This window comes from Rhodopseudomonas sp., assembly GCF_048594845.1.
Lineage (GTDB): Bacteria > Pseudomonadota > Alphaproteobacteria > Rhizobiales > Xanthobacteraceae > Rhodopseudomonas.
In genome coordinates this window covers 1-21,819 of sequence record NZ_JBMDXE010000330.1, presented here as the reverse complement: position 1 = coordinate 21,819, position 21,819 = coordinate 1, and the positions used below count along the sequence as shown (strand labels likewise).

The following is a 21,819-nucleotide window of genomic DNA, read 5'->3' as shown; positions in this document are numbered from 1 at the left end:
CGAAGGTGTGGCCGAGATTGAGCAATGCACGCTCGCCATTCTCGCGCTCGTCGCGCGAGACCACGCCAGCCTTGGCGCGGCACGAGGTGGCGATGGCGTGTTCGCGCGCCGCGCCGCCGCTGAAGATGTCGGCGTGGTTGGCTTCCAGCCAGGCGAAGAACGCCTCGTCGCCGAGCGCGCCATACTTCGCGACCTCGGCGTAGCCGGCGCGGAATTGCCGCGGCGACAGCGTGTCGAGCACCGCGGTGTCGGCGATCACCAGCACCGGCTGATGAAATGCGCCGAGCAGGTTCTTGCCCTGCGGCGAGTTGATACCGGTCTTGCCGCCCACGGACGAATCGACCTGCGCCAGCAGCGTGGTCGGCACCTGCACGAAGTCGACGCCGCGGCGCAGGATCGACGCCGCGAAGCCGGCGAGATCGCCGACCACGCCGCCGCCGAGCGCGATCACCAGATCGTTGCGCTCGATCCTGGCGGCGATCAGCGCCTCGCTGACCTGCTGCAGTCCCGCATAGGTCTTGGAGCTTTCGCCCTCGCCGACCACGATGCTGGTGTGGGCGATGCCGGCCTTGTCGAGAATCGCCTCGGCCGGCTTCAGCCAGCTCTTTGCCACGGTGTGGTCGGTGACGATCGCGGTGCGGGCGCCGGGGCGCAGCCTGGCGATCCTGTCGCCGAGTGTGCCCAGCACGTCGCGGCCGATCACGATGTCATAGGCGCGGTCGCCGAGCGCGACCTCGACGGTGATCGGGGCGGAATGGTTCAGCGGCGCAGTCATGGAGTCTCGCTCAGGGTTGGGGCGGCGTCGCCGCACAAATAGTCGTGCAGCGCGGCGACGCACTCGTCGACGATCTTTTCGTGCGGCACGTCGCGCGACGCGATGGTGATGTCGGCAGCGCGATAGACCGGATACCGCTCCTCGATCAGCCGGGCGATGGTGCCGGCCGGATCCGGCGTCTTCAGCAGCGGCCGGTCGGCTCGGCGCTTGACCCGGCGCAGGATGACGTCGGCTTCGGCTTCGAGCCACATCGACACGGCCTTGTCTCGGATGCGATCGCGGGTTTCTTCGCGCATGAAGGCGCCGCCGCCGGTCGCCAGAACCTTGGCGCCGCCCTCGAGCAGCCGCGCGATCACCCGCGCCTCGCCGTCGCGGAAATGCGGCTCGCCATGGGTCTCGAAAATCTCCGGGATGGTCATCGCCGCCGCATTCTCGATCTCGGTGTCGGCATCGAGGAAAGGCAGGCCGAGCCGCAGCGCCAGCCGGCGGCCGACCGTCGACTTGCCGGCGCCCATCATGCCGACGAGCACGACCGGGCGCTCCCCCAGCGCCGCGACGATCTCGGCTTCCTGCTGGGACCTGGCGGCGACGGCCGTCGGTGCGGTCTCGGACATTGTGGCGGCGCTCATGGTTTGGCGGGCTGCGGCTCGGTGTGGGCTCGGGCCCGGAACGGCCAGCTATACTACTGAGATCGCTACACCTGCCAGAGTCTCTTGCCTCCCGCGGACGAACATGGTCATCGTCGAGGATCCGCGCATGCGCGTTCCACGCCGCCGAGATCCGCCGAAATGCCTACCTTGTTCCGCTTTCTGTCGGTCGTCGCGGTGATTGGCGGTATCATCTACGGAACGATCTTTGCTCTCGCCAACTTCGTCAGCCCGAAAGAGCGGGAGATGACGGTGGTGGTGCAGCCGGATAAATTTCTCAAGAAATAGCGCGTAAGCGTAGTCGAACGACGCCAGAACCGAGGCTCGACCGATGCGACGACCGCGAACCAGCACCAGCACGCCCCCGACTCCGGCTTCCGAACCGGGCGAGGCCGCGCCGCTGCGGCCCGCCTCGTATTCGGACACCGGGCTGAGCGAACTGTTTCTCGACATGATCGCCGCCGAGCAGGGCGCGTCGGACAACACAATCGACGCCTACCGGCGCGATCTCGCCGACCTGTCGGCCTATCTGGCGCGTCGCCGCCACAGCCTCGCCTCCGCCGATACCGAGGCGCTGCGCGGCTATCTGTCCGACCTCGACAAGCGCGGCTTCGCCACCTCGAGCGTGGCGCGGCGATTGTCGTCGCTGCGGCATCTGTTTCGATTCCTGCTGAGCGAGCGGATCCGGGTGGACGATCCGGCCGCGATCCTGTCCGGCCCGAAGCGCGGCCGCGGCCTGCCAAAAGTGCTGTCTATCGCCGATGTCGACCGGCTGCTCGATTGTGTCCGGCAGGAAGCCGAGGGCGCCGAAGGCCCGGCCCGGCTGCGGGCGCTGCGGCTGTATTGCCTGCTCGAGGTGCTGTACGCGACCGGGCTGCGCGTCTCCGAGCTGGTGTCGCTGCCGCTGTCGGCGGCGCGCGGCGATGCTCGCATGATCGTGGTCCGCGGCAAGGGCGACAAGGAACGGCTGGTGCCGCTCAACGGCACCTCGAAACAGGCGATGACGTCTTATCTCGCCGCGAGCGATGCAGCGGCGAAAGCGGCCGCCAAAGGCGCCAAGCAGGCTCCCGCATCGAAATGGCTGTTTCCGTCCTTTGGCGAAAGCGGACATCTGACCCGGCAGCATTTCGCCCGTGATCTCAAGGAATTGGCCGCGCGCGCCGGGCTGTCGCCACGCTTGGTCAGCCCGCACGTGCTGCGGCACGCCTTCGCCAGCCATCTGCTGCACAATGGCGCCGACCTGCGCATCGTGCAGACCCTGCTGGGCCACAGCGACATTTCGACCACGCAGATCTACACCCATGTGGTCGAGGACCGGCTGAAGAGCCTGGTGCGCGACCTGCACCCGCTCGCCGAAGGGCATTAATCGCCGGCGCGACGCCCGGTCATTCGCGACAGCACCTCGTCGCGCTTGACGAAGTGATGCCAGGCGACGGCCGCAAGATGCAGCGCCAGCACCGCTCCGAGCACCCAGGCGGCGCGGTCGTGCAGCACTTCGCCGAGATGCGACAGCGCCGGATCGCGCGGCACCAGCCGCGGCCACTGAAACAGCCCAAACCACGGCAGCGAATAGCCGCCGGCGCCCGAGTACAGATAGCCGGTGATCGGCATAAACAGCATCAGGCCGTATAGCGCCAGATGGCCGGCGCGGCTCGCCAGCCGGGTCAGGCGGTCGAGTGGCTGGCGAAACGCCGGCTCGCCGACCACCAGCCGCCAGCCGATCCGCAGCACCAGCAGGATCAGGATGGTGAAGCCGAGCGACTTGTGCAGCTCCAGCAGGCTGCGGCGCGGCTCCTGGCCGGCCGGCAGATAGGCCGAAACCACGCCGAGCCCGATCGCCGCAAAAATCAGGATCGCCATGGTCCAGTGCAGCCAGCGAAGGCCACGGTGATGCACATAGCTGCGCTCGGTCGGGGGTGAGGCGTCAGTGGAGACAGTCATGGCGGCTTTCGCGGTGGAGGCACTGCACGCTGCTCCGCACCATCCGGCGCCGAAAGTCAAATGACTGATTTGTCAGAAGAAACGCGGCTACTCGCGGCGCTGGTGGAGCGTCCTGGGTTGCTCTTTTGGCGCGAACGCTCCGCATCCACGCGCCGGGCTGGCCGCGCACCCTGATGACGTGCACAGTCTCCGCCGGGCTGCGTCCGATTGGTTCTATTGCCTAAGCGGCCAATGGGCCCAGCCGCTTGACTTACCGGGCCTTAGGTTCGAAAAGCCGAGGCCCGGCTGATGTCCGGCCACCGCAACTCTCCCCCGTGTCTCCGATCATGTCCGAGCCCATGCGCAGCTATCTCGACTTCGAAAAGCCGGTCGCGGAACTCGATTCCAAGATCGATGAGCTGCGCACGCTGGCGGCCTCGGGCAGCGACATCCACGAGGAAGTCGCCAAGATCGAAGAGAAGGCCGTCCAGGCGCTCAACGAGCTCTATGCGTCGCTGACGCCGTGGCAGAAGACCCAGGTGGCGCGGCACCCGCAGCGGCCGCATTGCGTCGACTATATCGAAGGACTGATCACTGAGTTCACGCCTTTGGCTGGCGACCGCAAATTCGGCGAGGACGAAGCGCTGATCGGCGGATTCGGCCGTTTCCGTGGCGAGAGCATCTGCGTCATCGGCCAGGAGAAGGGCTCCTCGACCGAGACCCGGCTCAAGCACAATTTCGGCATGGCGCGGCCCGAGGGCTATCGCAAGGCCGTCCGGCTGATGGAAATGGCCGACCGTTTTGGCATTCCGGTGCTGTCGCTGGTCGACACCGCCGGCGCCTATCCCGGCATCGGCGCCGAAGAGCGCGGCCAGGCCGAGGCGATCGCGCGCTCGACCGACGCCTGCCTGCAACTCGGCGTGCCCAACGTCGCCGTGGTGATCGGCGAAGGCGGCTCCGGCGGCGCGATCGCGATCGCCACCGCCAACAAGGTGCTGATGCTCGAACACGCGATCTACAGCGTGATCTCGCCCGAAGCCGCGTCCTCGATCCTGTGGCGCGACGGCACCAAGGCGCAGGAAGCCGCCAATTCGATGAAGATCACCGCCCAGGACCTGCTGAAGTTCGGCGTGATCGACCAGATCCTGGCCGAGCCGAAGGGCGGCGCCCACCGCGATCCGCAGGGCATGATCGCCACCACCGGCGACGCCATCGCGGCGGCCTTCACCGAGCTGAACGGCCTCGATGCGGCGACGATCCGCAACCGGCGCCGGCAGAAATTTCTCGAGATCGGCCGCAAGCTGGCCTGAGGCGGCGGCCCTGCTGCGTCGGGATTCGTTAACCATCCGCGCCGGTGCGTCCGACGGTCGCCGATCCGGCCGCAGTTTCGCCGCGGCTGCCCGATTCAATGTTCCTTGACCATGTCCGAGCGGCAATCGGCCTGTCCGGCCGATCGGCTTGCGAGGGCGAGGGCTTAAGGATAATCTTTCGTGCGTGCGGGATTGGCCTCATCTGGGCGAAAACGTCCCGCGCATCTTGGTAAATTCACGCGATAAAATTCTAGCCAATCCGGCTGGAAGGCATCGCGTCAGAGCGATGGACTGAGCTGCGCGCCGGCTGACCCGATCAGCCGGTCTGCGGCTTTTCCGATCGTCCGGGGGAGCTTCGCTGTGACGAGAACTCCGCCGCTGCGCGCGCTGCTGGCTTCGGCCTCGATCGCGACGAGCGTGGTGCTGGCCGGCTGCAACAGCGATCAGATGTCGCTCGCCACCAACGCCAAGGCCAACCAGCCGGTCCCGCCGAAGCTGGTCGCGGCGATGCAGGACAAGAACATGGACCTGCAGTCGCCCATCCTGGTGCGACTGTTCAAGCAGGAAGCCGAACTCGAAGTCTGGAAGCAGGACCGCAGCGGCGTGTTCCAGCTGCTCAAGACTTATCCGATCTGCCGCTGGTCGGGCGATCTCGGCCCGAAGATCCGCGAAGGCGATCGTCAGGCGCCGGAAGGTTTCTACTCGATCTCGCCAGCGCAGATGAATCCGCAGTCGGCGTACTACCTGTCGTTCAATACCGGCTATCCCAACGCGTTCGACAAATCGCTGGGCCGCACCGGCTCGCAGCTGATGGTTCACGGCGACTGTTCGTCGCGCGGCTGCTACGCGATGACCGACGAGCAGATTGCCGAGATCTACGCGCTCGGCCGCGAGTCGTTCTTCGGCGGCCAGCGCGCGTTCCAGCTGCAGGCCTATCCGTTCAAGATGACGCCGGTGAACTTCGCCAAGCATCGCAACAATCCGAACATGCCGTTCTGGAAGATGCTGAAGGAAGGCAACGACCATTTCGAGGTGACGCGGCAGGAGCCGAAGGTCGATTTCTGCGAACATAAATACGTGTTCGACGCGACGCCGCTGCCCGGCGGCAACCGGCCGCTGCAGTTCAACGCCTCGGCCAAATGCCCGGCCTACACGGTGGCGGCCGACATCGCCGACGCGGTCCGTCAGAAGGACCAGAAGGATCAGATTCAGATCGCCGAGCTGGTCTCCAAGGGCACGCCGGTGGCGCGGATGCGCACCGGCATCGACGGCGGCATGAACCAGATCTTCGCCTCGAAGATTCCGGATGGCTCGACCGGCTTGTCCGAGTCCAGCGACAGCGCGACGCTGGCGATGGAGCGTGCGCCCGGTACGATCCCGCCGACCGTCAACCCGCCGCGCCCGTCCGATAATCTGCTACGCGCGCCGGAAGCCACCGCAGTTGCCGCGACCCCGACGCCGGCCAGCCCGCGCGTCGCCTCTGCATCGAAGGATGATATCGGCGGTCTGCTGTCCGGCATGAGCCACAAGGGCGGCAGCGACACCACCTCGTCTACGCCCGCGACGCCGTCGTCGCCCTCGCAGGTCACTTCCGCCCGGCGCAACGAGCCGTCTGCGCCGCCGCGGCCGCATGCGGCCGTGCCGAAGCCCGCCGAACCCAGGCAGGCCGCCAAGCCGCAGCTCAAGCCGAGCGTCGACAGCAGCGCGTCGGCCCAGTCCTCCAACACCATCTCCGGCGCCGCGCCGGTGGTGTCGTCGAACAATTTCGACAACCGCTTCTCGGCGTTCCGCTAAGGGATCGCGTTCGCTCGCGACCTCTTTCGGTCGCGGCGCTGTTCGCGCTTGTTCAAGTGCCAGCATCCGCAGTCATTCCGGCTCCGCGCTTCGCGCGCCCCGGAATGACGAACGTGAGCGCAGTGTAGGAACTACCGCCCCTTGAAGTTCGCCGCGCGGCGTTCTTCCGTGGCTTTGACGCCTTCCTTGAAGTCCTCGGTGGCGCGCAGGCGGGTCTGTTCGGCGAGCTCGTGCTTGGTGGCTTCCATCACGCGGTCGGCGAGGCCGGCGCGCAGCGTGGCGCGGGTCGAGAGCAGGCCGAGCGGCGAGCATTCGGCGATCTCGCGTGCGAGTTTCAGCGCGGCGCTACGCACTTCATTCAAGGGCACCAGCTCGTTGGCGAGCCCCATCTTCACCGCCTCTTCGCCGGTGACGCGGCGCGAGGTGTAGAACATCAGCTCGGCGTTGTTCTTGCCGATCAGCTCCGGCAGCGTCACCGTCAGGCCGAAGCCCGGATGGAAGCCGAGCTTGGTGAAGTTGGCGGCGAAGCGCGCTTCCGGACAGGTGATGCGGAAATCCGCCGACACCGCGAGGCCGAGGCCGCCGCCGATTGCGGCGCCGTGGACCGCCGCGATGATCGGCTTCTTGGCGCGGAAGATCCGCACCGCTTCGTAGTAGAGGTGGCCGATCTGGCCGAGGCTGTCGGCCGGGTCGCCCTGCGCGGCCTTCTCGTCCACTTCCTTGCGCGCCGGGTCGCCGAAATTGGCGCCGGCGCAGAACGCCTTGCCCTGCGCGGCCAGCACGGTGGCGCGGATCTCCGGATTGGCGTCGATCTCGTCCAGCGCGTTGGCGATCTGCTGGATCAGCGAGATGTCGAAGAAGTTCAGCGGCGGGCGCTGGATTTCGATCAGGGCGACGTGGCCGGTGGTCTCGATCGCGATGTCGGTGAATTTGCTCATGTGTCAGTCCTTCGGAGTTCGGGAGGCGCGCCGCGCTCAGCGCAGGCCGAGGCCGCGCGCGATGATGCCGCGCAGCACCTCGGTGGTGCCGCCCTGGATGGTGAGTTTCGGCGCCAGCTTGGTGGCGAAGGCGGTGAGTTCGTCGAGCGTGGCGTGGTTGGAGTTCTCCGCGTCCACAAAGGCGGACAGTTCACGCACGCGGTGCGGCAGCTGCTGCTCCCAGATCGTGCCGATGTCCTTGACGATCGAGGCTTCGACCACCGGCTCCTTGCCTGCCTGCAGCATGCCGGCAACCGACACCGACATCCGCCGCATGGTGTGCAGTTGCGCCACCAGCCGGCCGATGCCCTCGGCGCCGCGCATGTCCGGCTCCGGCCCGAGCGCGCGCACCAGCTCGGTGAGCACGTAGTAAGTCTCGAGGAAACGCTCCGGCCCCGAGCGCTCGTAGGCGAGTTCGGAAGTCGCCTGCTTCCAGGCGCCGTCGATCTCGCCGAGCACGTGATCGTCCGGCACGAACGCGTCGGTGAATACCACTTCGTTGAATTCATGCTGGCCGGTGAGCTGCGCGATCGGGTTCACCTTGATGCCCGGCGACTTCATGTTCACGAGGAACTGCGTCAGGCCGTGCCGGCGGTTTTCCTTGGTGGACGGCGAGGTGCGGAAGATCGCGATCATGTAGTCGGCAATGTGCGCCGAGGTGGTCCAGATCTTGGCGCCGTTGATCAGATAGCCGCCGTCGGTCTTGGTCGCCTTGGTCTTGGCAGCGAACAGATCCGAGCCGGAGTTCGGCTCGCTCATGCCGATCGCGAAGCACAATTCGCCGCGGCAGATCCGCGGCAGGATATCCATCTTGATGTGCTCGGGCGCATATTTCAGCAGCACCGGGCCGCTCTGCCGGTCGGCGACGAAGAACCGCCGTGTCGGCGCGTTGGCGACGCGCATTTCTTCGGTGACGACATAGCGCTCCAGGAAGGTGCGTTCGTGGCCGCCATATTGCTTCGGCCAGGTCATGCCGAGCCAGCCGCGCTCGCCGACGCGGCGGGAGAATTCCGGGGCATCGGAATCCTCGCGCTGCGGCTTGTGCGGGTCGAAGGTGCCGGCGGCGATTTCCTCGGCGAGGAACGCGCGCACTTCCTTGCGTAGCTCTTCGCAGACGGGCGGCAGGCGGATCGGATCGAAACGGAGGGCAGCGGTCATCGCGTGTCTCGTTGAGTTGATGCGGTCAGCGCGAGGCGACCAGCGGCCACAGATCATCGGCGCCGCGTTTGGCCACCATGCGGCCGAGTTCGACGGCCCAATGGCTTTCGTTGCCGAAATCGTCGCGCCAGGCGAGCGCGCGCAGCGAGTAGCGATGCAGGATGTGCTCGGAGGTGAAGCCGATCGCGCCGTGCACCTGATGGGCGATCGCGGCGCCTTTCTCGGCCGCTTCGGCGCAGCGAATCTTGGCTGCGGCGGCTTCAAGGAAAATGGCGTCGTCGAACGACTCGGCGTTGCTGATCGCATCGGCCGCGGAGGTTGCGGCTGCGAGCGCCGCGGAGGTCTCGCCAGCGAGTTTGGCGAGGTTGTGCTGCACCGCCTGGAATTTGCTGATCGGCTTTTCGAACGCGACGCGGTCATTGGCGTAGCGCACGCTGATCTCCAGCAGCGTCTCCAGCGCGCCGGCGATCTGCAGGCTGCGCGCCACCGAGCCCATCAGCAGCAGCGTCGTCGCAGTGAAGCCCTGCGGCGCGGCGGCGAGTTGCAGCGGCTTGACCTTGTCGAAGCTGACGACATCGGACGCGTCGTTGCCGACGCCGAGGCCCTTGTCGATGCGGCAGGCGGAGGCGGCGACCAGCGCGATCGATACGCCGCTGCCGCCCTGCGCCAGCACCGCGATATGCTGCGCATCCTGGGCGAACGGCACACCGCGGGCGCGGCCGGTGAGCGTACCGTCGGCGGCGAGCGTAATGCGATCCTTCGGATGCGCCGGCGCAACCGTCATGGCGCCTTCGGGCGACGCGATCTTGCCCTGCGCCAGCAGCCAGCCGGCAAGCATAGTCTCAGTGAGCGGCACCGCGAGGCCGGCGCGGCCTGCGGCGTTGAGCACGCCAAAACCTTCGGCCAGGCTGGCGCCGGAACCGCCGAGCTCATCGGGCACCCAGGACAGCGGCAGGCCGGACTCGCTCAGCGCCTGCCACAGCGGCGCTTTCCAGCTTCCGGATTTGTCGGCGTTGATGGTCTGTGCATCGGCAAGGTCGGCGAAGATCTTCTCCGCGGTCTCGACGACGATGTTGTCGGTCTCCGTCACAGCGTTCCCCGTTTTGCGCAATCTCGTCGCAGCCCGCGTGGCGCGGGCAGGGGAGCTGCAGCCTTGTTGTTGCGCAGCATGATGGGGAAATCCGCCTGCGCTGACAAGCGGCGGTCCGCGCGCAGCCACCTGCGGCGACGGCATGGAGTTATTCCGCGTGGTGGACGGTGGCGGCTTGCCGCGTGCTTTGCAGCCGATATGGTGGCGCACGCGCAGCGGGCGCGAACGGACAAACGGAGCGAAGATGGCCAAGGGTGCACTGAATGTGATCGTGACGGGATCGGCGTCGGGCCTCGGCGCGGCGACGGCCAGGATCCTGGCTCAGGACGGCGCCCGGCTGCTGATCAACTACGCGTCGAGCGAGAAAGACGCCCATGCCGTCGCCGAGGAATGCCGCAAGCTCGGCGCCGCCGAGGTCGTGGTGGCGCAGGGCGACGTCTCCAAGGACGAGGACTGCAAGAAGATCGTCGCCGCGGCCGCGCATTGGGGCACGCTCGATGCGCTGATCAACAACGCGGGTACCACCAAGCACGTCGCGCACCATCTGCTCGACGAATTGTCGGCCGAGGATTTCCAGCGGCTCTACGCCATCAACACCATCGGCCCGTACCAGATGGTGCGCGCCGCCCGCGCGCTGCTCGAAGCCGGCGCCAAGGCGTCCGGCCGCGCCAGTGCGGTGGTCAACGTCTCGTCGGTGGCGGGCATCAGCGGCGTCGGTTCGTCGATTGCGTACGCGGCCAGCAAGGGTGCGCTCAATGTGATGACGATGTCGCTCGCCCGCGCGCTGGCGCCGGCGATCCGCGTCAATGCGATCTGCCCGGGCTAATTTGATACCCCCTGGTTCACAAAAGGCCGCGGCGCCGAGGCCGCCAAGCTGGTCCGCGACGCGGTGACGTCCGCTGTGCCGCTGCAGATCGCCTCGTCGCCGGAAGATATCGCCGAGCTGGTGTGCTTCCTGGCTACGCCGCGGTCGAGCAGCATGACCGGCGAACTGGTCCGCATGGACGCCGGCATGCATCTCGGCGAGTTCAAGGCGGTGACGCGGAAGCAGTGATAGCTAACGGCTTCATTACGAGAAGCAGCCGGGGCGGTGCGGAACGCCTACCCGGCTGCTTGCAATAACGGAATGAGGCTGTTGCTCGCCTAATATGTTCGGCGCGCGGCGAACCGGTGCCAGATGAACAACACCACCACGGCGCCGATCGTCGCGGTGATGAAGCCCGCGCCCTGGTTGGGCCCGTAGTGGCCGATCGCCTGGCCGACCGCCGTGGCGACGAACGCGCCGACGATGCCCAGCACGGTCGTGAGCAGGAAGCCCTGCGGATTGTTCGGCCCGGGCGCCAGCAGCCGGGCGATAATGCCGGCGACGAAGCCGACCAAGATGATCCACAGTATCCCGCCCATCGCCCGTTTCCTTCAGCTATCGTTGAACACCGCCACCGAAATGGCGGCCGTCCCGCTCAATGAGGATGGCTGCCCAAAGGTTCCGTCTTCGCGGCGGGTGGCCGGGTTCAGATCCAGCGCGAGGCTTCATCCTCGTTCGGCAGCCGGCCATCCGGCGTCAGCTGATCGATGACATGCGGCAGCTGCTGGCTGAGGCCGTCGAGCAGTTCCTCGCGCGACATGCCAGTCTGGTGCTGCAGCATCTGCAGCTGATCGGCGCCGAGCGCATTGGCGAGATCGTTCGGGCCGATCGGCTGGTTCTCGCCGCGCCCGACCCACGAATTCGCCGCGTCGCCGAGGCCGCTGGTCTGAAATTGCCGCAGCAGATCGCCGAGCCCGCCCGACAGGATGCTGCCCGCGGCGCCGCCGGCGAGCAGGCCGCCGAGGCCGCCCTTCAGCAGATCACCGAGGCCGCCACCGGGCATGCCAGCATTGACCGTATTGGGCGGCGGCGAATTCGGCACTGACGTCGGCCGCGCGTTGCCGTCCGGCACCTGCTGGTGATTGTCGGCGGTGACGTGCTTGTAGGCCTTGTAGGCAAGCAGCGCGAGGATCGCCATGGTGAACTTGGACATGCCGCCGCTCTTGTCGTTCGGATCGGCCGGGCCACGCGGGCCGTTCTGCATGCCGTTGAGAATGTCGAGCAAACCCATCGTCGCCTCCTGTGACCATGCCGTTCAGTATGCCCGCCGGACATGAACGGGCGGCAACAAGCCGAACGCAGACCCCGCCGCTTGGTTCACGGCCGGCCACAGATAGGAACGTGCGATGGCCACGACAAGGCGCGGACCAGTCGCCGCGGACTAATCGGATCTGTGACGAAGGTGTGACGGGAGTAGCAAGCGGCACCTGGCGCACCGCGGCGAGCCGGCGACTAATTGTGAACACCAACGCCCGCTCCATCCGTGGCCGTCGCCCTCCGCGAAAGCGGAGGGCCCAGTATCCCAGAGCGTGTGTGCTGATCGCGAGCGCTCGGGAATACTGGGTCGCCCGGACCAGCCCGGCGCTGACGTGGTGTGGTGGGAGGCGCCGAAGATCGATCGCGCTGCCGGCGCGAACACTCTCGCATGCGCCGGCGTTGGCAGCCTCGGTGCGCACCATCGCCCATTCCGGGGGGTAGCGATTCGGCAGGCGCTCTGCTATGTGGCTTCCACACGCCCGCGGCACGCCGCGGCCGGCCGGTCCCGTAGCTCAGCCGGATAGAGCGGCGGTTTCCTAAACCGTAGGTCGGATGTTCGAGTCATCCCGGGATCGCCAACGCGCGCTGCGCAAGCCTCGGCTCACACTTTCACCATGCGCTTGCCGCGGTTCTCTCCCGCCAGCAGGCCGATCAGGGCGGCGGGGGTGTTTTCGAGGCCGTCGATGACGTCTTCCTGCACCTTGAGCTTGCCGCTCGCGACCCAGCCCTGCAGTTCGGCGACGGCTTCGTCGCGCCGGTTCATGTAGTCCATCACGATGAAGCCCTGCATGATCAGCCGCTTCACCACGATCAGGCCGGGGATGCCGCGCGGGCCGGTGGCCGAGGGCGTGCGGTCGTATTGCGAGACGGCGCCGCAGCAGGCGATGCGGCCGTTCAGGTTCATCTGCGCCAGGCAGGCTTCGAGAATGTCGCCGCCGACATTGTCGAAATACACGTCGATGCCGGTCGGCGCCGCGGCGCGCAGCGCCTTGAACAGCGCGCCGTCTTTGTAGTCGACCGCGGCGTCGAAGCCGAGTTCGTTCACCAGCCAGTCGCACTTCTGCTTGCCGCCGGCGATGCCGACGACGCGGCAGCCCTTGATCTTGGCGATCTGCCCGACGATCGAGCCGACCGAACCGGCCGCCGCCGACACCACGACGGTCTCACCCGCCTTCGGCTTGCCGATGTCGAGCAGGCCGAAGTAAGCGGTGAGGCCGGCGATACCGTAGACGCTAAGCAGATGCGTCAGCGGCTCGACCTTCGGCAGCTTGCTGAGATGCTTCGCCGGCAGTGCCGCATACTCCTGCCAGCCGGTGTCGGCGAACACGATGTCGCCGGGCGCAAGCCCCGGCGCCTTCGAACTCACAACTTCGGCGATGCCGCCGCCCGGCATCACCGCGTCGGTCTCGACTGCGGCCCGATAAGTCGCGCCCTGCATCCAGGCGCGGTTGGCGGCGTCGAGCGAGATGTAGCGCACCTTGACCAGCGCCTCGCCGTCCTTCGGCTCCGGCATCGCGCCCTCCGCCATGCGAAAATGCTCCGCGCCGAGCTTCTCTTTCGGCTTCTCGATCAGCAGCACCTGGCGGTTGACGGCGGTCATCGGTCTCTCCCTGGAGTGACGTTGTGTCGTTGGCGGCGGACGCTAATCGGCAGTGCGGCCCGGCGCAACGTTGAAATGACGGCGATCAGAAGAAGCGCAGATCCTCGGCGCGGTCGCCGCGCAGCACGGCGGCGAATTCGATCGCCAGGAACAGCCCGCCCGCCACATAGATTTTGGCGCCGAGCCGCTCCGCCAGCGCGCGCGCATCGCGGGCCGCGTCGGCAATGGTCGATGCCACGTGGATGTCGGCGCGCGGATTGGCCGCGCGTGCTGCTTCGGCGATGACGTCGGCGGGCGCGCCCTTGTGATGCGCCGAACTGCACACGATGGTTTCGAACTGCGGCGCCAGCGCATTGACGATCTCGGCCGCCGCCTTGTCACGCGAGACGCCGAGCACCAGCAGCCAGCCCTGCGGCCCATGCGCCGCGTGAAGTCCCGCGAGCGCCTGCCGGATGCCATCCGGCGTGTGGCCGACGTCGATCACCGTCAAAGGGTCGGTGCTGATCGTCTCCAGCCGGCCCGGCCAGCGCGCGTCGCGCAGCCCATCGCGGATGGCGCAATCGAGCCGCGCGGGATCGGCCTCGGTCCGCGCGCGCTGCAGCCACAGCGACAGCAGCGTCGCGGCGATTGCCGCGTTGTTGAGCTGGAACGTGCCGAGCAGCGACGTCTGCAGTTCTGGATAGGTGTGCTCGCCGATCCGCAGATCGAAGCGCTGCGTCGCATCGACGATCGCGGCGTTGGTGATCGCGATCTCGTCGCCGACATAGAGCGCTTCGACATCGCGGCTGCGATTGTACTCGGCGAGGTGATCGCGCAGCGGCCGGCAGTTTTCGCCGTAGACGATGCTGCCGCCCGCCGCGCAGGCGTCGCTCTTGTCGGAGACGATGAGCTCGAGCGAACTGCCGAGTAGCGCCGTATGTTCGAGATCGACCGAGGCGACGCAGCTCACGGGCGCGCCGAGCAGCCGCACCGGATCGTAGCGGCCGCCGATCCCGGCTTCGAATACGGCGACGTCGCACTTGCTCTCCTGGAAGTACACGCAGGCCAGCGCGAACTGCGCCTCGAACGCGCCGAACTGTTCGCCGCGCTCGCGCGCAACTTCGGCCAGCGCGTCCGTGACGCGCGTCAGCAGTGGATTGAGGGTCTCGTCGACGATCGGCTCGCCGTCGATCCGAAACCGCTCGTTGAAGCGATAGAGATGCGGCGATGTGAACAGCCCTGTGCGCTCGCCATAGGCGCGGGCGATGCTGGCGGTAAACGCCGCGGTCGAGCCCTTGCCGTTCGAGCCGCAAACCGCCACGGCGGTGCGCCGCAACTGGTCGCGATCGATGCCGAGCCTCGCCAGCAATGCGCCGAGCCGCGCCAGGCACAGGCCTTCGCCATATTTCGGCAGGTCGAACATTTACAGCAGTCCCATGGCGGTGAAGGTGTGGCGCCAGATCGTCAGGATCAGATCGTCGCGGCCGCAGCTTTCGAGAAAACGGATCGCCGGATTGGCGTTGACTTCGATGACCCGCACCGCCGCTACATCGTCCGGATCGACGAACAGATCGACCGCGGCGAGCCGCAGCCCCAGCGCTTTCACAGAAGTGTTCGCGGCGGCGCGCGCGGCTGCGCCCGCATCGTCCATCACCATCAAGCCGCCGGCGCTGAGATTCATCCGTCCGGCGATTTCGACGCGCTCGCCTAAAGCCGGCACGCGATCGAAGGCGGGGGCGTCGGTCGCGGTACCGGACAGGCCGCGCTCGCGAAGCGCGTGATCGTGATCCGCAACCAACTCACGCAGCGTATGCGCCCCATCTCCGACGACATAAGGCGGAAGCTTTCGTGCGCTGTACAGAACCTCGCCGTCGATCACGAACACCCGATACTCGTGGCCGGTGGCAATCGGTTGAATCAGCACCGCATCGTAATAACGCCCGACCTCGTCGAGATACGAGTCCAGACCCTCGCCATCGATCGGCCGCGCGAAGTCGCCGCGCGATCCGGTCAGCGGCTTGGTGAAGGCGTGGCCGCCGAGGCTCGCCAGATAGTCCGCGGCATCGCTGCGTTCGTGTCCCGCGGGACGCAGTGCGCGGTGGCGGTCGTGCAGAAAGAAGTAGTTCCCGCCCAGTGTGGCCACACCGGCCCGTTCGAGCAGCGCATTGGCGAGCGCCTTGTCGGTCGCCAGTGTGGCTGCCGTGGCATTGTTTTGCGGATAATACGAGCAGCGTCCGCCGCCGAAGCAGACTTCGCCGCGCGCCGAGGTGACGCTGAACAATAGTCCGCTGCCGCCGTCGAGATCCTGGAAGCTCAGGCCGAATTGCGCGCACGCATAGGCCGCATAGATCGCCTGATTGGGGTAATATCCCGGCTTTCCGGCGCGAGTGTCCTGAAGGTTCGGCATGCAGCTTCGGCGTGAAGGCCCGACGTGAAACGTGGTCCGGATGTTTGCAGGATCGTAACCTAGCGGATCAACGAGGCGTGATCCAGCGAGCTGCGGCCGTTATCGTGTCGCGATCGGCGTGCTAAGACCACCGCCGCGTTGCGCCTCGCGTGGACGCCAACTCGGCCGGCGCACTCACCTGCCTGCTTGCGGAGATTTCATGGACACGATCCTGCTTCCGTTCTCGCCGCGTTTCATCACACTCACGATCTGCACCGTGCTGACCGCGTTGTTCGCCGCGGTGGCGATCTCCGATATCGACAGCGACCTGTTCGGCCTGGTGGTGACGCTGGCGCTGGTGTTCGCCGCGCTGATGCTGCTCGGGCTGTGGGACCTGGTGCAGAAGAATCACGCAGTGCTGCGCAACTATCCGATCTCGGCGCATCTGCGGTTCCTGCTCGAGGAGATCCGGCCGGAGATGCGGCAGTACTTCTTCGAGAGCGAGAAGGACGGCAAGCCGTTCAGCCGCGATACGCGGGCGCTGATCTATCAGCGCGCCAAGATGGTGCTCGACAAGCGGCCATTCGGGACCCAGAAGGATGTCTACGACGGCGGCTATGAGTGGATGCATCACTCGGTGGCGCCGCGGCCGCACGCCGAAGAGCATTTCCGTATCAGCATCGGCGGGCCGGAGTGTAGCAGGCCGTATTCGGCCTCGGTGTTCAACATTTCGGCGATGAGTTTCGGCGCGCTCAGCCCGAACGCCATCCGGGCGCTCAACGCCGGCGCCAAGAAGGGTGGCTTCGCGCACGACACCGGCGAGGGTGGCGTCAGCCCGTATCACCGCGAGAACGGCGGCGACCTGATCTGGGAGGTCGGCTCCGGTTACTTCGGCTGCCGCACCCGCGACGGCCAGTTCGATCCCGAAGCCTTCGCGCGCGTCGCCGCCGAAGATCAGATCAAGATGGTCGAGCTGAAGATCAGCCAGGGCGCCAAGCCGGGCCATGGCGGCGTGCTGCCGGCCGCCAAGGTGTCGGAGGAGATCTCGCAGATTCGCGGCGTGGCGATGGACGAGGATTGCGTCTCGCCGCCCTATCACAAGGCGTTTGCGACCCCGATCGAGATGATGCGCTTCGTCGCCGAGATGCGCCGGCTGTCCGGCGGCAAGCCGGCCGGCTTCAAGCTGTGCATCGGCCATCCGTGGGAGTTTCTGGCGATCTGCAAGGCGATGCTGGCGACCGGCATCACACCAGATTTCATCGTGGTCGACGGCAAGGAAGGCGGCACCGGCGCGGCGCCGCTGGAGTTCATGGACCATCTCGGCATGCCGATGCGCGACGGCGTCAATTTCGTCCACAACGCGCTGATCGGCGCCGGACTGCGCGACAGGATCAAGCTCGGCGCCTCGGGCAAGATCGCCACGGCGTTCGACATGGCGCGGGCGATGGCGCTCGGCGCCGACTGGTGCAATTCGGCGCGCGGTTTCATGTTCTCGCTCGGCTGTATCCAGTCGCTGAGCTGCCACACCGACCGCTGCCCGACCGGCGTGACGACGCAGGAGCCGAACCGTTATCGGGCGCTGGTGGTGCCCGACAAGGTCGAGCGGGTCTACAACTATCACCGCGCCACGCTGCACGCGCTGGCCGAACTGATCGCCGCCGCCGGGCTCGATCACCCGCAGGACATCCGCCCCTATCACTTCTCGCAGCGCGCCTCGCCGTCCGAGGTGGTGTCGTTCGCCCAGCTCTACCCGACGCTACGCCGGGGCGAACTGCTGCACGGCACAGAGGACGCCCGCTTCAAGCAGGCCTGGGCGATGGCGCGCGCGGAGAGCTTTGCGCCGGTGGTGTAGGCGTCCGCGAGGTGTAACGCGGAGCATCCCCATTCACCGTCATGCCCGGAATTGTTCCGGGCATCCACGCTTTCTGGCTTCCTGATGGAGCAAAGGCGTGAATGGCCGGGATGAGCCGGCCATGATGAGTGGATAGGTCGGGCGCAAAGAAACGACCGATCAGAACTCGCCGTGCAGCCGTCCCGAGAACACCGACACCGGGCCGCGGTCGGCGTTGAAGGCGGGGTTGACGATGTACTGGTAGTCGGCCGTCGCGGTCCAGGCGGGGGTGACGGCGTAGGCGTAGTAGGCTTCGAGGATGTTCTCGCGGCGATAGTTGAGCGCGCCGTCGCCGATCAGCGGGCCGAGGCCGCCGGCGGCTAGGAAGTCGCGGTGGTCGCGCGACAGGCCGTTGGTGGCGCCGGCGATGCCGATCACGTCGTCGGGCCGGCCCCAGCGCACGCCGCGGATCGAGACGCCGCCCGAGAAGCTGTCGTCGATATCGGTGAACGCCATGATCTCGTTCCTGCCGTCGTTCCAGCTCCAGCGGCCGAACAGGCCGACATCCTCGGCCACCGCCTGTTCGAGATTGAAGGCGTAGCCGTATTTGATGCGGCCCTTGCGGGTCTGGGTGATGTCGAGATTGAGCAGCGGGTTGTCGAGCGTCTCGCGATAGCTACCCGAATACACGCTGTTGATGAAGCCGAGCGTGCGCAGCTTGCCGGGCTGGCCGAACAGCGTGTAGCGCGTCTCCAGTTCGGCGACGTATTCGCCGCGCCGCAGCAGCCGCATGTCGAAGTTATTCGAGTTGGATTCGGCGTCCATCAGGAAGTAACCGGCGCGGATCGCCCATTGCTTCTGGTTCAGCTCGGCGGTGGCGCCGTAGCTCAGGCCGAGCTTGTCGGCGGAGTAATCGAACGCGCCGGACGCCCAGATCGACCAGTTCAAGAACTCGCGGCGCGGGTCGTGCGCGTAGCTGTTGCCGACGAACACGTCGACCACCGAGAACCGGCCGACCTGGAAGGTCAGGCGCGAGATGTCGGCCTTGCCGGAAAGCTGCGAGGCGCTGGAGGCGAGCTGCTCCTGCTCGCCGCCGAGCCCGAAGGTCTGACGCAAATAGAAGCGCGACGGGCTGAAATGCGGATAGGCGAAGCCGGATTTCTGGCCTTCGCCGTTCGGGAAGCCGGCGACGCCGACAGTGTCGCTGAGCCCGTAGCCCTGCAGGAATTCGGGGTTGAGATACAGTTCGCCGCCGTCCCACAGCCGCACATTGGCGAAGATGCTGCTGCTCCAGGTCGACTTGAACTGGCTGTTCGGCGCGAGGCTGTTGGCGCCGTCGTACGGCGAGCGAAACGACGGATAGCCTTGGCCCACCACGGTGGTCTGGCCGTGGATCTCCCAGCGATCCGACTCCGGGTCGGCCACCGCCGCGAAAGGCGTGGCGTCGCCACCGCCGCCGAGCCAGTCGAGCCGTCGGTTGAGGCCGACACGGATGGTCTGCAGGTTCAGCGCCGAGTCGTAGCGGGCGCCGCCCGGCAGCAGCACCGAGGCGCGCTGATAGTCGCTGTAGAGATATTCGATCCGCGCGCTCCAGTGCGGCGTGAAGCCGTATTCGAGGCCGGCGCCCGCCACCCAGCCGATCCGGCCGTTGAGGGTCTTGTCGGATTCCGGATCGGTCAGATAGCGCTCATGCGCGTAGGCAAGGCCGCCGGTGACGTAAGCAAGCCATGTCCCGGCGGCAACGCCGAGCCGGGCGCGGACGCTGCCGTAGAAATCGAGGTGCTGCAGCTGCGACGGCGCGCCGCTGAATTCCGACAGCACCGCATTGGCGGGCAGGTAGCTCGGAAACGAGATGTCGGCCTCGAGGCCGAGCAGCACGCCGGAGCGCGTCAGCCAATTGTAGCCGGCCTGCGCGCCCGCCGTGATGCCGCCCGAGCCGTTCGACGTCTGCGCGATGAAGGCCGGGTCCAGCAGCGTGGCGTTCGAATGGCCGCGCAAGTAACCGGCATGCGCGCCGACATAGAAGCCGCTCCAGTCATAGGCCGGCGCCGGCAGAGCCTTCAGCGCATCCGCGGCCTTCGCGATCTCGGGCAGCGCCAACGTGCCGAGCGCGACGCCGGCGAGCAGCCTCGTGATCGGCAAGCGCCGGTGCTGCGCGGAAGTCGCGCCGCGTGCGAACGGTTCGGCGGGCCGCAGCCGATGGGCTGCTGATACGAGACGTCGGCGAAGATTCATCGAATGACCTGACTGGTAGAATACTACGTGCGACCGGGTGTCGCTGCATCAGTTGGTTGCATGTGCGAGCAGCTCGCAAGCTGACGATAGTCGAGGTCGTTGTCACTGATTTGACATGATGAGTGCAGCAGTCGCGGCAAATAGCCGGGAAACTGATCACCGTGCGCGCGCGACCCTCTACTCTGGAATAGTTCGAAGGCACAAGCGCGCGGTGCGATGATGTAGGACGCGCCCTGCAACTCGCTGCCATGCGTGGCCGATCGGCCACGACCTTGGTCCGGGCGCGCCCGCTGACAGACGTCAACGGGTGTGGAGCGAGGCGGGGAGCAGTCGTCCGGTCAGGCTTGCGGTGGGATCGCGAGCGCGGCGAGATCGAAGCGATCGACTTCGGCCAGCAATTCGCAGAATGCACGCGCGCCGTGGTCGATCAGCAGCCGGCCCTTGTCGGCGCTGGCGCCGGTGGCATCGCCGATCGCGCCGCTCGGATGCAGATCCTGCGCCGACCAGGCGAACGGCGCCGGCCGCTGCGCCGACAGCCAGCGGAAATCCTGTTCCATCGCCCGCGTCGTCGGGCGGAAGTCCTCGACGTGGTCGGTGCGGACCAGATCCGGCGCATGCGCCAGCATGATGGAAGTCTCGATCGCGCCGCCATGAATGCCGTGGCGCAGTTCGTCGTCTTCGAACAGGCCGGCGGGCGTGCCGAACCGCGCCCAGCCGGTTGTCACCGCCAGCATGCCGTGGCGGACCCGCAGCTCCTGCGCAACCAGACCCATCGCGGCGCTGTTGCCGCCATGGCTGGTCACCATCACCAGCTTGCGCACGCCGGCGCGCGCCACGCTGTCGCCGATTTCGGTCCACAGCTTCAGCGCGGTGTCGGTTCCCATCGTCAACGTGCCGGGAAACGAAAGATGCTCGAGCGACAGCCCGACCGGCTGCAGCGGCAGGAACGTCACCGGCAGCTCCGCCGGCAGCAGCTCGCGCACCCGCGCCAGATAGGCTTCGGCGATCGTCACGTCGGTGCCGAGCGGCAGATGCGGGCCGTGCTGTTCGGTGGCGGCGAGCGGCAGCACGGCGATCCAGCGCGCCGGATCGGCCGCTTCGATTTCCGGCCAGCGGATCGCGGTCCAGTCGTGGGGCGGTGTTCGGGTCATCGGCGCGTGGCAGCCGTCCGCATCAGTGGTTCAAATGCCCGCATTGTTTCGCTATCAATCCTCGACCGGACCTAACCGCGCCGCCCTCGCTGTCTCCATCATGGGCCAAAATGAACGACGGAGTCCAATCATGACCCCCGCCTTCCTGCTGCGAGCGTTAATCGGGTCTGTCGTTCTGCTGCTGGCGCAGCCGGCCTGGGCGTCCGGCCACGGCGCCGAGCCGCCCGCCCCCAAGCCCGAGGTCAAGCCGCCGCCGCCTCCGCCGCCCAAGAAGCCGCCGCGCCCGGTGGCGCAGCCGGTCCGCAAGGTCCCGGAAGGCGGCTTCGACAAGGTGTCGTTCGGCACCAACTGGGTCGCCGAGGGCGAGCATGGCGGGTTCTTCCAGGCGGTCGCGGACGGCACCTACAAGGCCTACGGTCTCGACGTCACGATCGTGCCGGGTGGGCCGAACGTCAACAATCGCGCGCTGCTGATGGCCGGCAAGCTCGATTTCTTCATGACCGCCAACACGCTGCAATCGTTCGACGCGGTCGCCAACAACGTGCCGGTGGTGGCGATCGCCGCGGTGTTCCAGAAGGACCCGCAGGTGTTCCTGTCGCATCCGGAATCCAAGGTCGAGAAGCTCGACGATCTGAAGCGGCTGACGCTGTTCGTCTCCAAGGAAGGCATCGCCAGCTACTTTCAGTGGCTGAAATCCGAATACGGTTTCAACGAAGCCAAGGTGAAGCCCTACACCTTCAACCCGCAGCCGTTCATCATCGACCGGCGCAGCGCGATGCAGGGCTACGTCACCTCCGAGCCGTTCACCGTGGAACAGGCCGCCAAGTTCAAGCCGAGCGTCCTG

Annotated in this window: 19 protein-coding genes, 1 tRNA gene and 1 pseudogene; 8 read left to right on the top strand and 13 right to left on the bottom strand. The window is 66.9% G+C overall.

Annotated features, from left to right (window positions below; genetic code table 11):
- Both ACOJTD_RS22345 and ACOJTD_RS22340 read right to left on the bottom strand, forming a co-directional pair.
- The coding region (locus tag ACOJTD_RS22345; RefSeq protein WP_420135045.1) for a 3-dehydroquinate synthase family protein at positions 1 to 775 on the bottom strand (775 nt) is incomplete at its 3' end.
- The gene (locus ACOJTD_RS22340; RefSeq protein WP_420135044.1) at positions 772 to 1,389 is read right to left on the bottom strand and encodes a shikimate kinase; all 618 of its coding nucleotides are present in this window, start codon (positions 1,387 to 1,389) and stop codon (positions 772 to 774) included. The genes ACOJTD_RS22340 and ACOJTD_RS22345, both read right to left, overlap by 4 nt.
- Before the next feature lie 174 nt (positions 1,390 to 1,563).
- Here ACOJTD_RS22340 and ACOJTD_RS22335 point away from each other — a divergent pair, with 174 nt between their 5' ends.
- Entirely contained in the window at positions 1,564 to 1,710 is a 147-nt protein-coding gene (locus tag ACOJTD_RS22335; protein ID WP_054160844.1) for a hypothetical protein, read from the top strand.
- A 43-nt stretch (positions 1,711 to 1,753) separates the two neighbouring features.
- Positions 1,754 to 2,788 (top strand): site-specific tyrosine recombinase XerD, encoded by a 1,035-nt coding sequence (gene xerD, locus ACOJTD_RS22330; RefSeq protein WP_420135043.1) that lies wholly within the window; start codon positions 1,754 to 1,756, stop codon positions 2,786 to 2,788.
- On the opposite strand, the gene ACOJTD_RS22325 is transcribed toward xerD, so the two are convergent.
- Entirely contained in the window at positions 2,785 to 3,363 is a 579-nt protein-coding gene (locus ACOJTD_RS22325; protein ID WP_420135042.1) for a cytochrome b, read from the bottom strand. The two genes, xerD and ACOJTD_RS22325, sit on opposite strands and share 4 nt — an antisense overlap.
- A 326-nt stretch (positions 3,364 to 3,689) precedes the next feature.
- Here ACOJTD_RS22325 and ACOJTD_RS22320 point away from each other — a divergent pair, with 326 nt between their 5' ends.
- Positions 3,690 to 4,652: an acetyl-CoA carboxylase carboxyltransferase subunit alpha gene (locus ACOJTD_RS22320; RefSeq protein WP_420135041.1), complete on the top strand. Its 963-nt coding sequence runs from the start codon at positions 3,690 to 3,692 to the stop codon at positions 4,650 to 4,652.
- Positions 4,653 to 5,012: 360 nt separating this feature from the next.
- Complete coding sequence (locus ACOJTD_RS22315; RefSeq protein ID WP_420135040.1) at positions 5,013 to 6,446, top strand: L,D-transpeptidase family protein; 1,434 nt, start codon at positions 5,013 to 5,015, stop codon at positions 6,444 to 6,446.
- 131 nt (positions 6,447 to 6,577) lie between these two features.
- Here ACOJTD_RS22315 and ACOJTD_RS22310 read toward each other — a convergent pair whose 3' ends face one another.
- The 3 genes from ACOJTD_RS22310 to ACOJTD_RS22300 are packed head-to-tail and all read right to left on the bottom strand — an operon-like array spanning position 6,578 to position 9,671.
- Positions 6,578 to 7,384, bottom strand: coding sequence for an enoyl-CoA hydratase/isomerase family protein (locus ACOJTD_RS22310; RefSeq protein WP_420135039.1), 807 nt, complete (start codon positions 7,382 to 7,384; stop codon positions 6,578 to 6,580).
- Positions 7,385 to 7,420: 36 nt separating this feature from the next.
- On the bottom strand, positions 7,421 to 8,581 hold the full coding sequence (locus ACOJTD_RS22305) for an acyl-CoA dehydrogenase family protein (protein WP_420135038.1): 1,161 nt from the start codon (positions 8,579 to 8,581) through the stop codon (positions 7,421 to 7,423).
- Positions 8,582 to 8,606: 25 nt separating this feature from the next.
- Positions 8,607 to 9,671 (bottom strand): acyl-CoA dehydrogenase family protein, encoded by a 1,065-nt coding sequence (locus tag ACOJTD_RS22300; RefSeq protein ID WP_420135037.1) that lies wholly within the window; start codon positions 9,669 to 9,671, stop codon positions 8,607 to 8,609.
- Between the two features lie 244 nt (positions 9,672 to 9,915).
- On the opposite strand from ACOJTD_RS22300, the pseudogene ACOJTD_RS22295 reads away from it, so the two are divergent.
- Positions 9,916 to 10,725, top strand: a pseudogene (locus ACOJTD_RS22295) (SDR family NAD(P)-dependent oxidoreductase).
- 89 nt (positions 10,726 to 10,814) lie between these two features.
- Here ACOJTD_RS22295 and ACOJTD_RS22290 read toward each other — a convergent pair.
- A complete protein-coding gene (locus ACOJTD_RS22290) occupies positions 10,815 to 11,075 on the bottom strand; it encodes a GlsB/YeaQ/YmgE family stress response membrane protein (RefSeq protein WP_420135036.1) in 261 nt (86 codons plus the stop codon).
- A 107-nt stretch (positions 11,076 to 11,182) separates the two neighbouring features.
- Positions 11,183 to 11,767 carry a YidB family protein gene (locus ACOJTD_RS22285; protein ID WP_420135035.1) on the bottom strand — a complete coding sequence of 195 codons (585 nt, stop codon included), beginning with the start codon at positions 11,765 to 11,767 and terminating at the stop codon, positions 11,183 to 11,185.
- 527 nt (positions 11,768 to 12,294) lie between these two features.
- Between ACOJTD_RS22285 and ACOJTD_RS22280 the strand changes: the two genes are divergently transcribed.
- A tRNA-Arg gene (locus ACOJTD_RS22280) sits at positions 12,295 to 12,371 on the top strand.
- 23 nt (positions 12,372 to 12,394) lie between these two features.
- On the opposite strand, the gene ACOJTD_RS22275 is transcribed toward ACOJTD_RS22280, so the two are convergent.
- The 3 genes from ACOJTD_RS22275 to ACOJTD_RS22265 form a co-directional block, all read right to left on the bottom strand.
- Positions 12,395 to 13,393 carry an NADP-dependent oxidoreductase gene (locus ACOJTD_RS22275; protein WP_420135034.1) on the bottom strand — a complete coding sequence of 333 codons (999 nt, stop codon included), beginning with the start codon at positions 13,391 to 13,393 and terminating at the stop codon, positions 12,395 to 12,397.
- Positions 13,394 to 13,478: 85 nt separating this feature from the next.
- Positions 13,479 to 14,795 carry a bifunctional folylpolyglutamate synthase/dihydrofolate synthase gene (locus tag ACOJTD_RS22270; protein ID WP_420135033.1) on the bottom strand — a complete coding sequence of 439 codons (1,317 nt, stop codon included), beginning with the start codon at positions 14,793 to 14,795 and terminating at the stop codon, positions 13,479 to 13,481.
- Complete coding sequence (locus tag ACOJTD_RS22265) at positions 14,796 to 15,779, bottom strand: hypothetical protein (RefSeq protein ID WP_420135032.1); 984 nt, start codon at positions 15,777 to 15,779, stop codon at positions 14,796 to 14,798.
- 199 nt (positions 15,780 to 15,978) lie between these two features.
- Between ACOJTD_RS22265 and ACOJTD_RS22260 the strand changes: the two genes are divergently transcribed.
- Positions 15,979 to 17,610 carry an FMN-binding glutamate synthase family protein gene (locus ACOJTD_RS22260; RefSeq protein ID WP_420135031.1) on the top strand — a complete coding sequence of 544 codons (1,632 nt, stop codon included), beginning with the start codon at positions 15,979 to 15,981 and terminating at the stop codon, positions 17,608 to 17,610.
- Positions 17,611 to 17,769: 159 nt separating this feature from the next.
- Here the strand turns inward: ACOJTD_RS22260 and ACOJTD_RS22255 are convergent, their stop codons facing one another.
- Complete coding sequence (locus tag ACOJTD_RS22255; protein WP_420135030.1) at positions 17,770 to 19,824, bottom strand: carbohydrate porin; 2,055 nt, start codon at positions 19,822 to 19,824, stop codon at positions 17,770 to 17,772.
- Positions 19,825 to 20,162: 338 nt separating this feature from the next.
- Entirely contained in the window at positions 20,163 to 20,975 is an 813-nt protein-coding gene (locus ACOJTD_RS22250) for a creatininase family protein (RefSeq protein WP_420135029.1), read from the bottom strand.
- A 130-nt stretch (positions 20,976 to 21,105) separates the two neighbouring features.
- On the opposite strand from ACOJTD_RS22250, the gene ACOJTD_RS22245 reads away from it, so the two are divergent.
- A partial coding sequence (locus ACOJTD_RS22245; protein WP_420135028.1) for an ABC transporter substrate-binding protein occupies positions 21,106 to 21,819 on the top strand: 714 nt, incomplete at its 3' end.

Excerpts from the sequence above, each read along its gene's own strand:
- ACOJTD_RS22340 (WP_420135044.1), bottom strand. The coding sequence starts at position 1,389 with ATGTCCGAGACCGCACCGACGGCCGTCGCCGCCAGGTCCCAGCAGGAA.
- ACOJTD_RS22335 (WP_054160844.1), top strand. The coding sequence starts at position 1,564 with ATGCCTACCTTGTTCCGCTTTCTGTCGGTCGTCGCGGTGATTGGCGGT.
- xerD (WP_420135043.1), top strand. The coding sequence starts at position 1,754 with ATGCGACGACCGCGAACCAGCACCAGCACGCCCCCGACTCCGGCTTCC.
- ACOJTD_RS22325 (WP_420135042.1), bottom strand. The coding sequence starts at position 3,363 with ATGACTGTCTCCACTGACGCCTCACCCCCGACCGAGCGCAGCTATGTG.
- ACOJTD_RS22320 (WP_420135041.1), top strand. The coding sequence starts at position 3,690 with ATGTCCGAGCCCATGCGCAGCTATCTCGACTTCGAAAAGCCGGTCGCG.
- ACOJTD_RS22310 (WP_420135039.1), bottom strand. The coding sequence starts at position 7,384 with ATGAGCAAATTCACCGACATCGCGATCGAGACCACCGGCCACGTCGCC.
- ACOJTD_RS22305 (WP_420135038.1), bottom strand. The coding sequence starts at position 8,581 with ATGACCGCTGCCCTCCGTTTCGATCCGATCCGCCTGCCGCCCGTCTGC.
- ACOJTD_RS22290 (WP_420135036.1), bottom strand. The coding sequence starts at position 11,075 with ATGGGCGGGATACTGTGGATCATCTTGGTCGGCTTCGTCGCCGGCATT.
- ACOJTD_RS22285 (WP_420135035.1), bottom strand. The coding sequence starts at position 11,767 with ATGGGTTTGCTCGACATTCTCAACGGCATGCAGAACGGCCCGCGTGGC.
- ACOJTD_RS22275 (WP_420135034.1), bottom strand. The coding sequence starts at position 13,393 with ATGACCGCCGTCAACCGCCAGGTGCTGCTGATCGAGAAGCCGAAAGAG.
- ACOJTD_RS22270 (WP_420135033.1), bottom strand. The coding sequence starts at position 14,795 with ATGTTCGACCTGCCGAAATATGGCGAAGGCCTGTGCCTGGCGCGGCTC.
- ACOJTD_RS22265 (WP_420135032.1), bottom strand. The coding sequence starts at position 15,779 with ATGCCGAACCTTCAGGACACTCGCGCCGGAAAGCCGGGATATTACCCC.
- ACOJTD_RS22260 (WP_420135031.1), top strand. The coding sequence starts at position 15,979 with ATGGACACGATCCTGCTTCCGTTCTCGCCGCGTTTCATCACACTCACG.
- ACOJTD_RS22255 (WP_420135030.1), bottom strand. The coding sequence starts at position 19,824 with ATGAATCTTCGCCGACGTCTCGTATCAGCAGCCCATCGGCTGCGGCCC.
- ACOJTD_RS22250 (WP_420135029.1), bottom strand. The coding sequence starts at position 20,975 with ATGACCCGAACACCGCCCCACGACTGGACCGCGATCCGCTGGCCGGAA.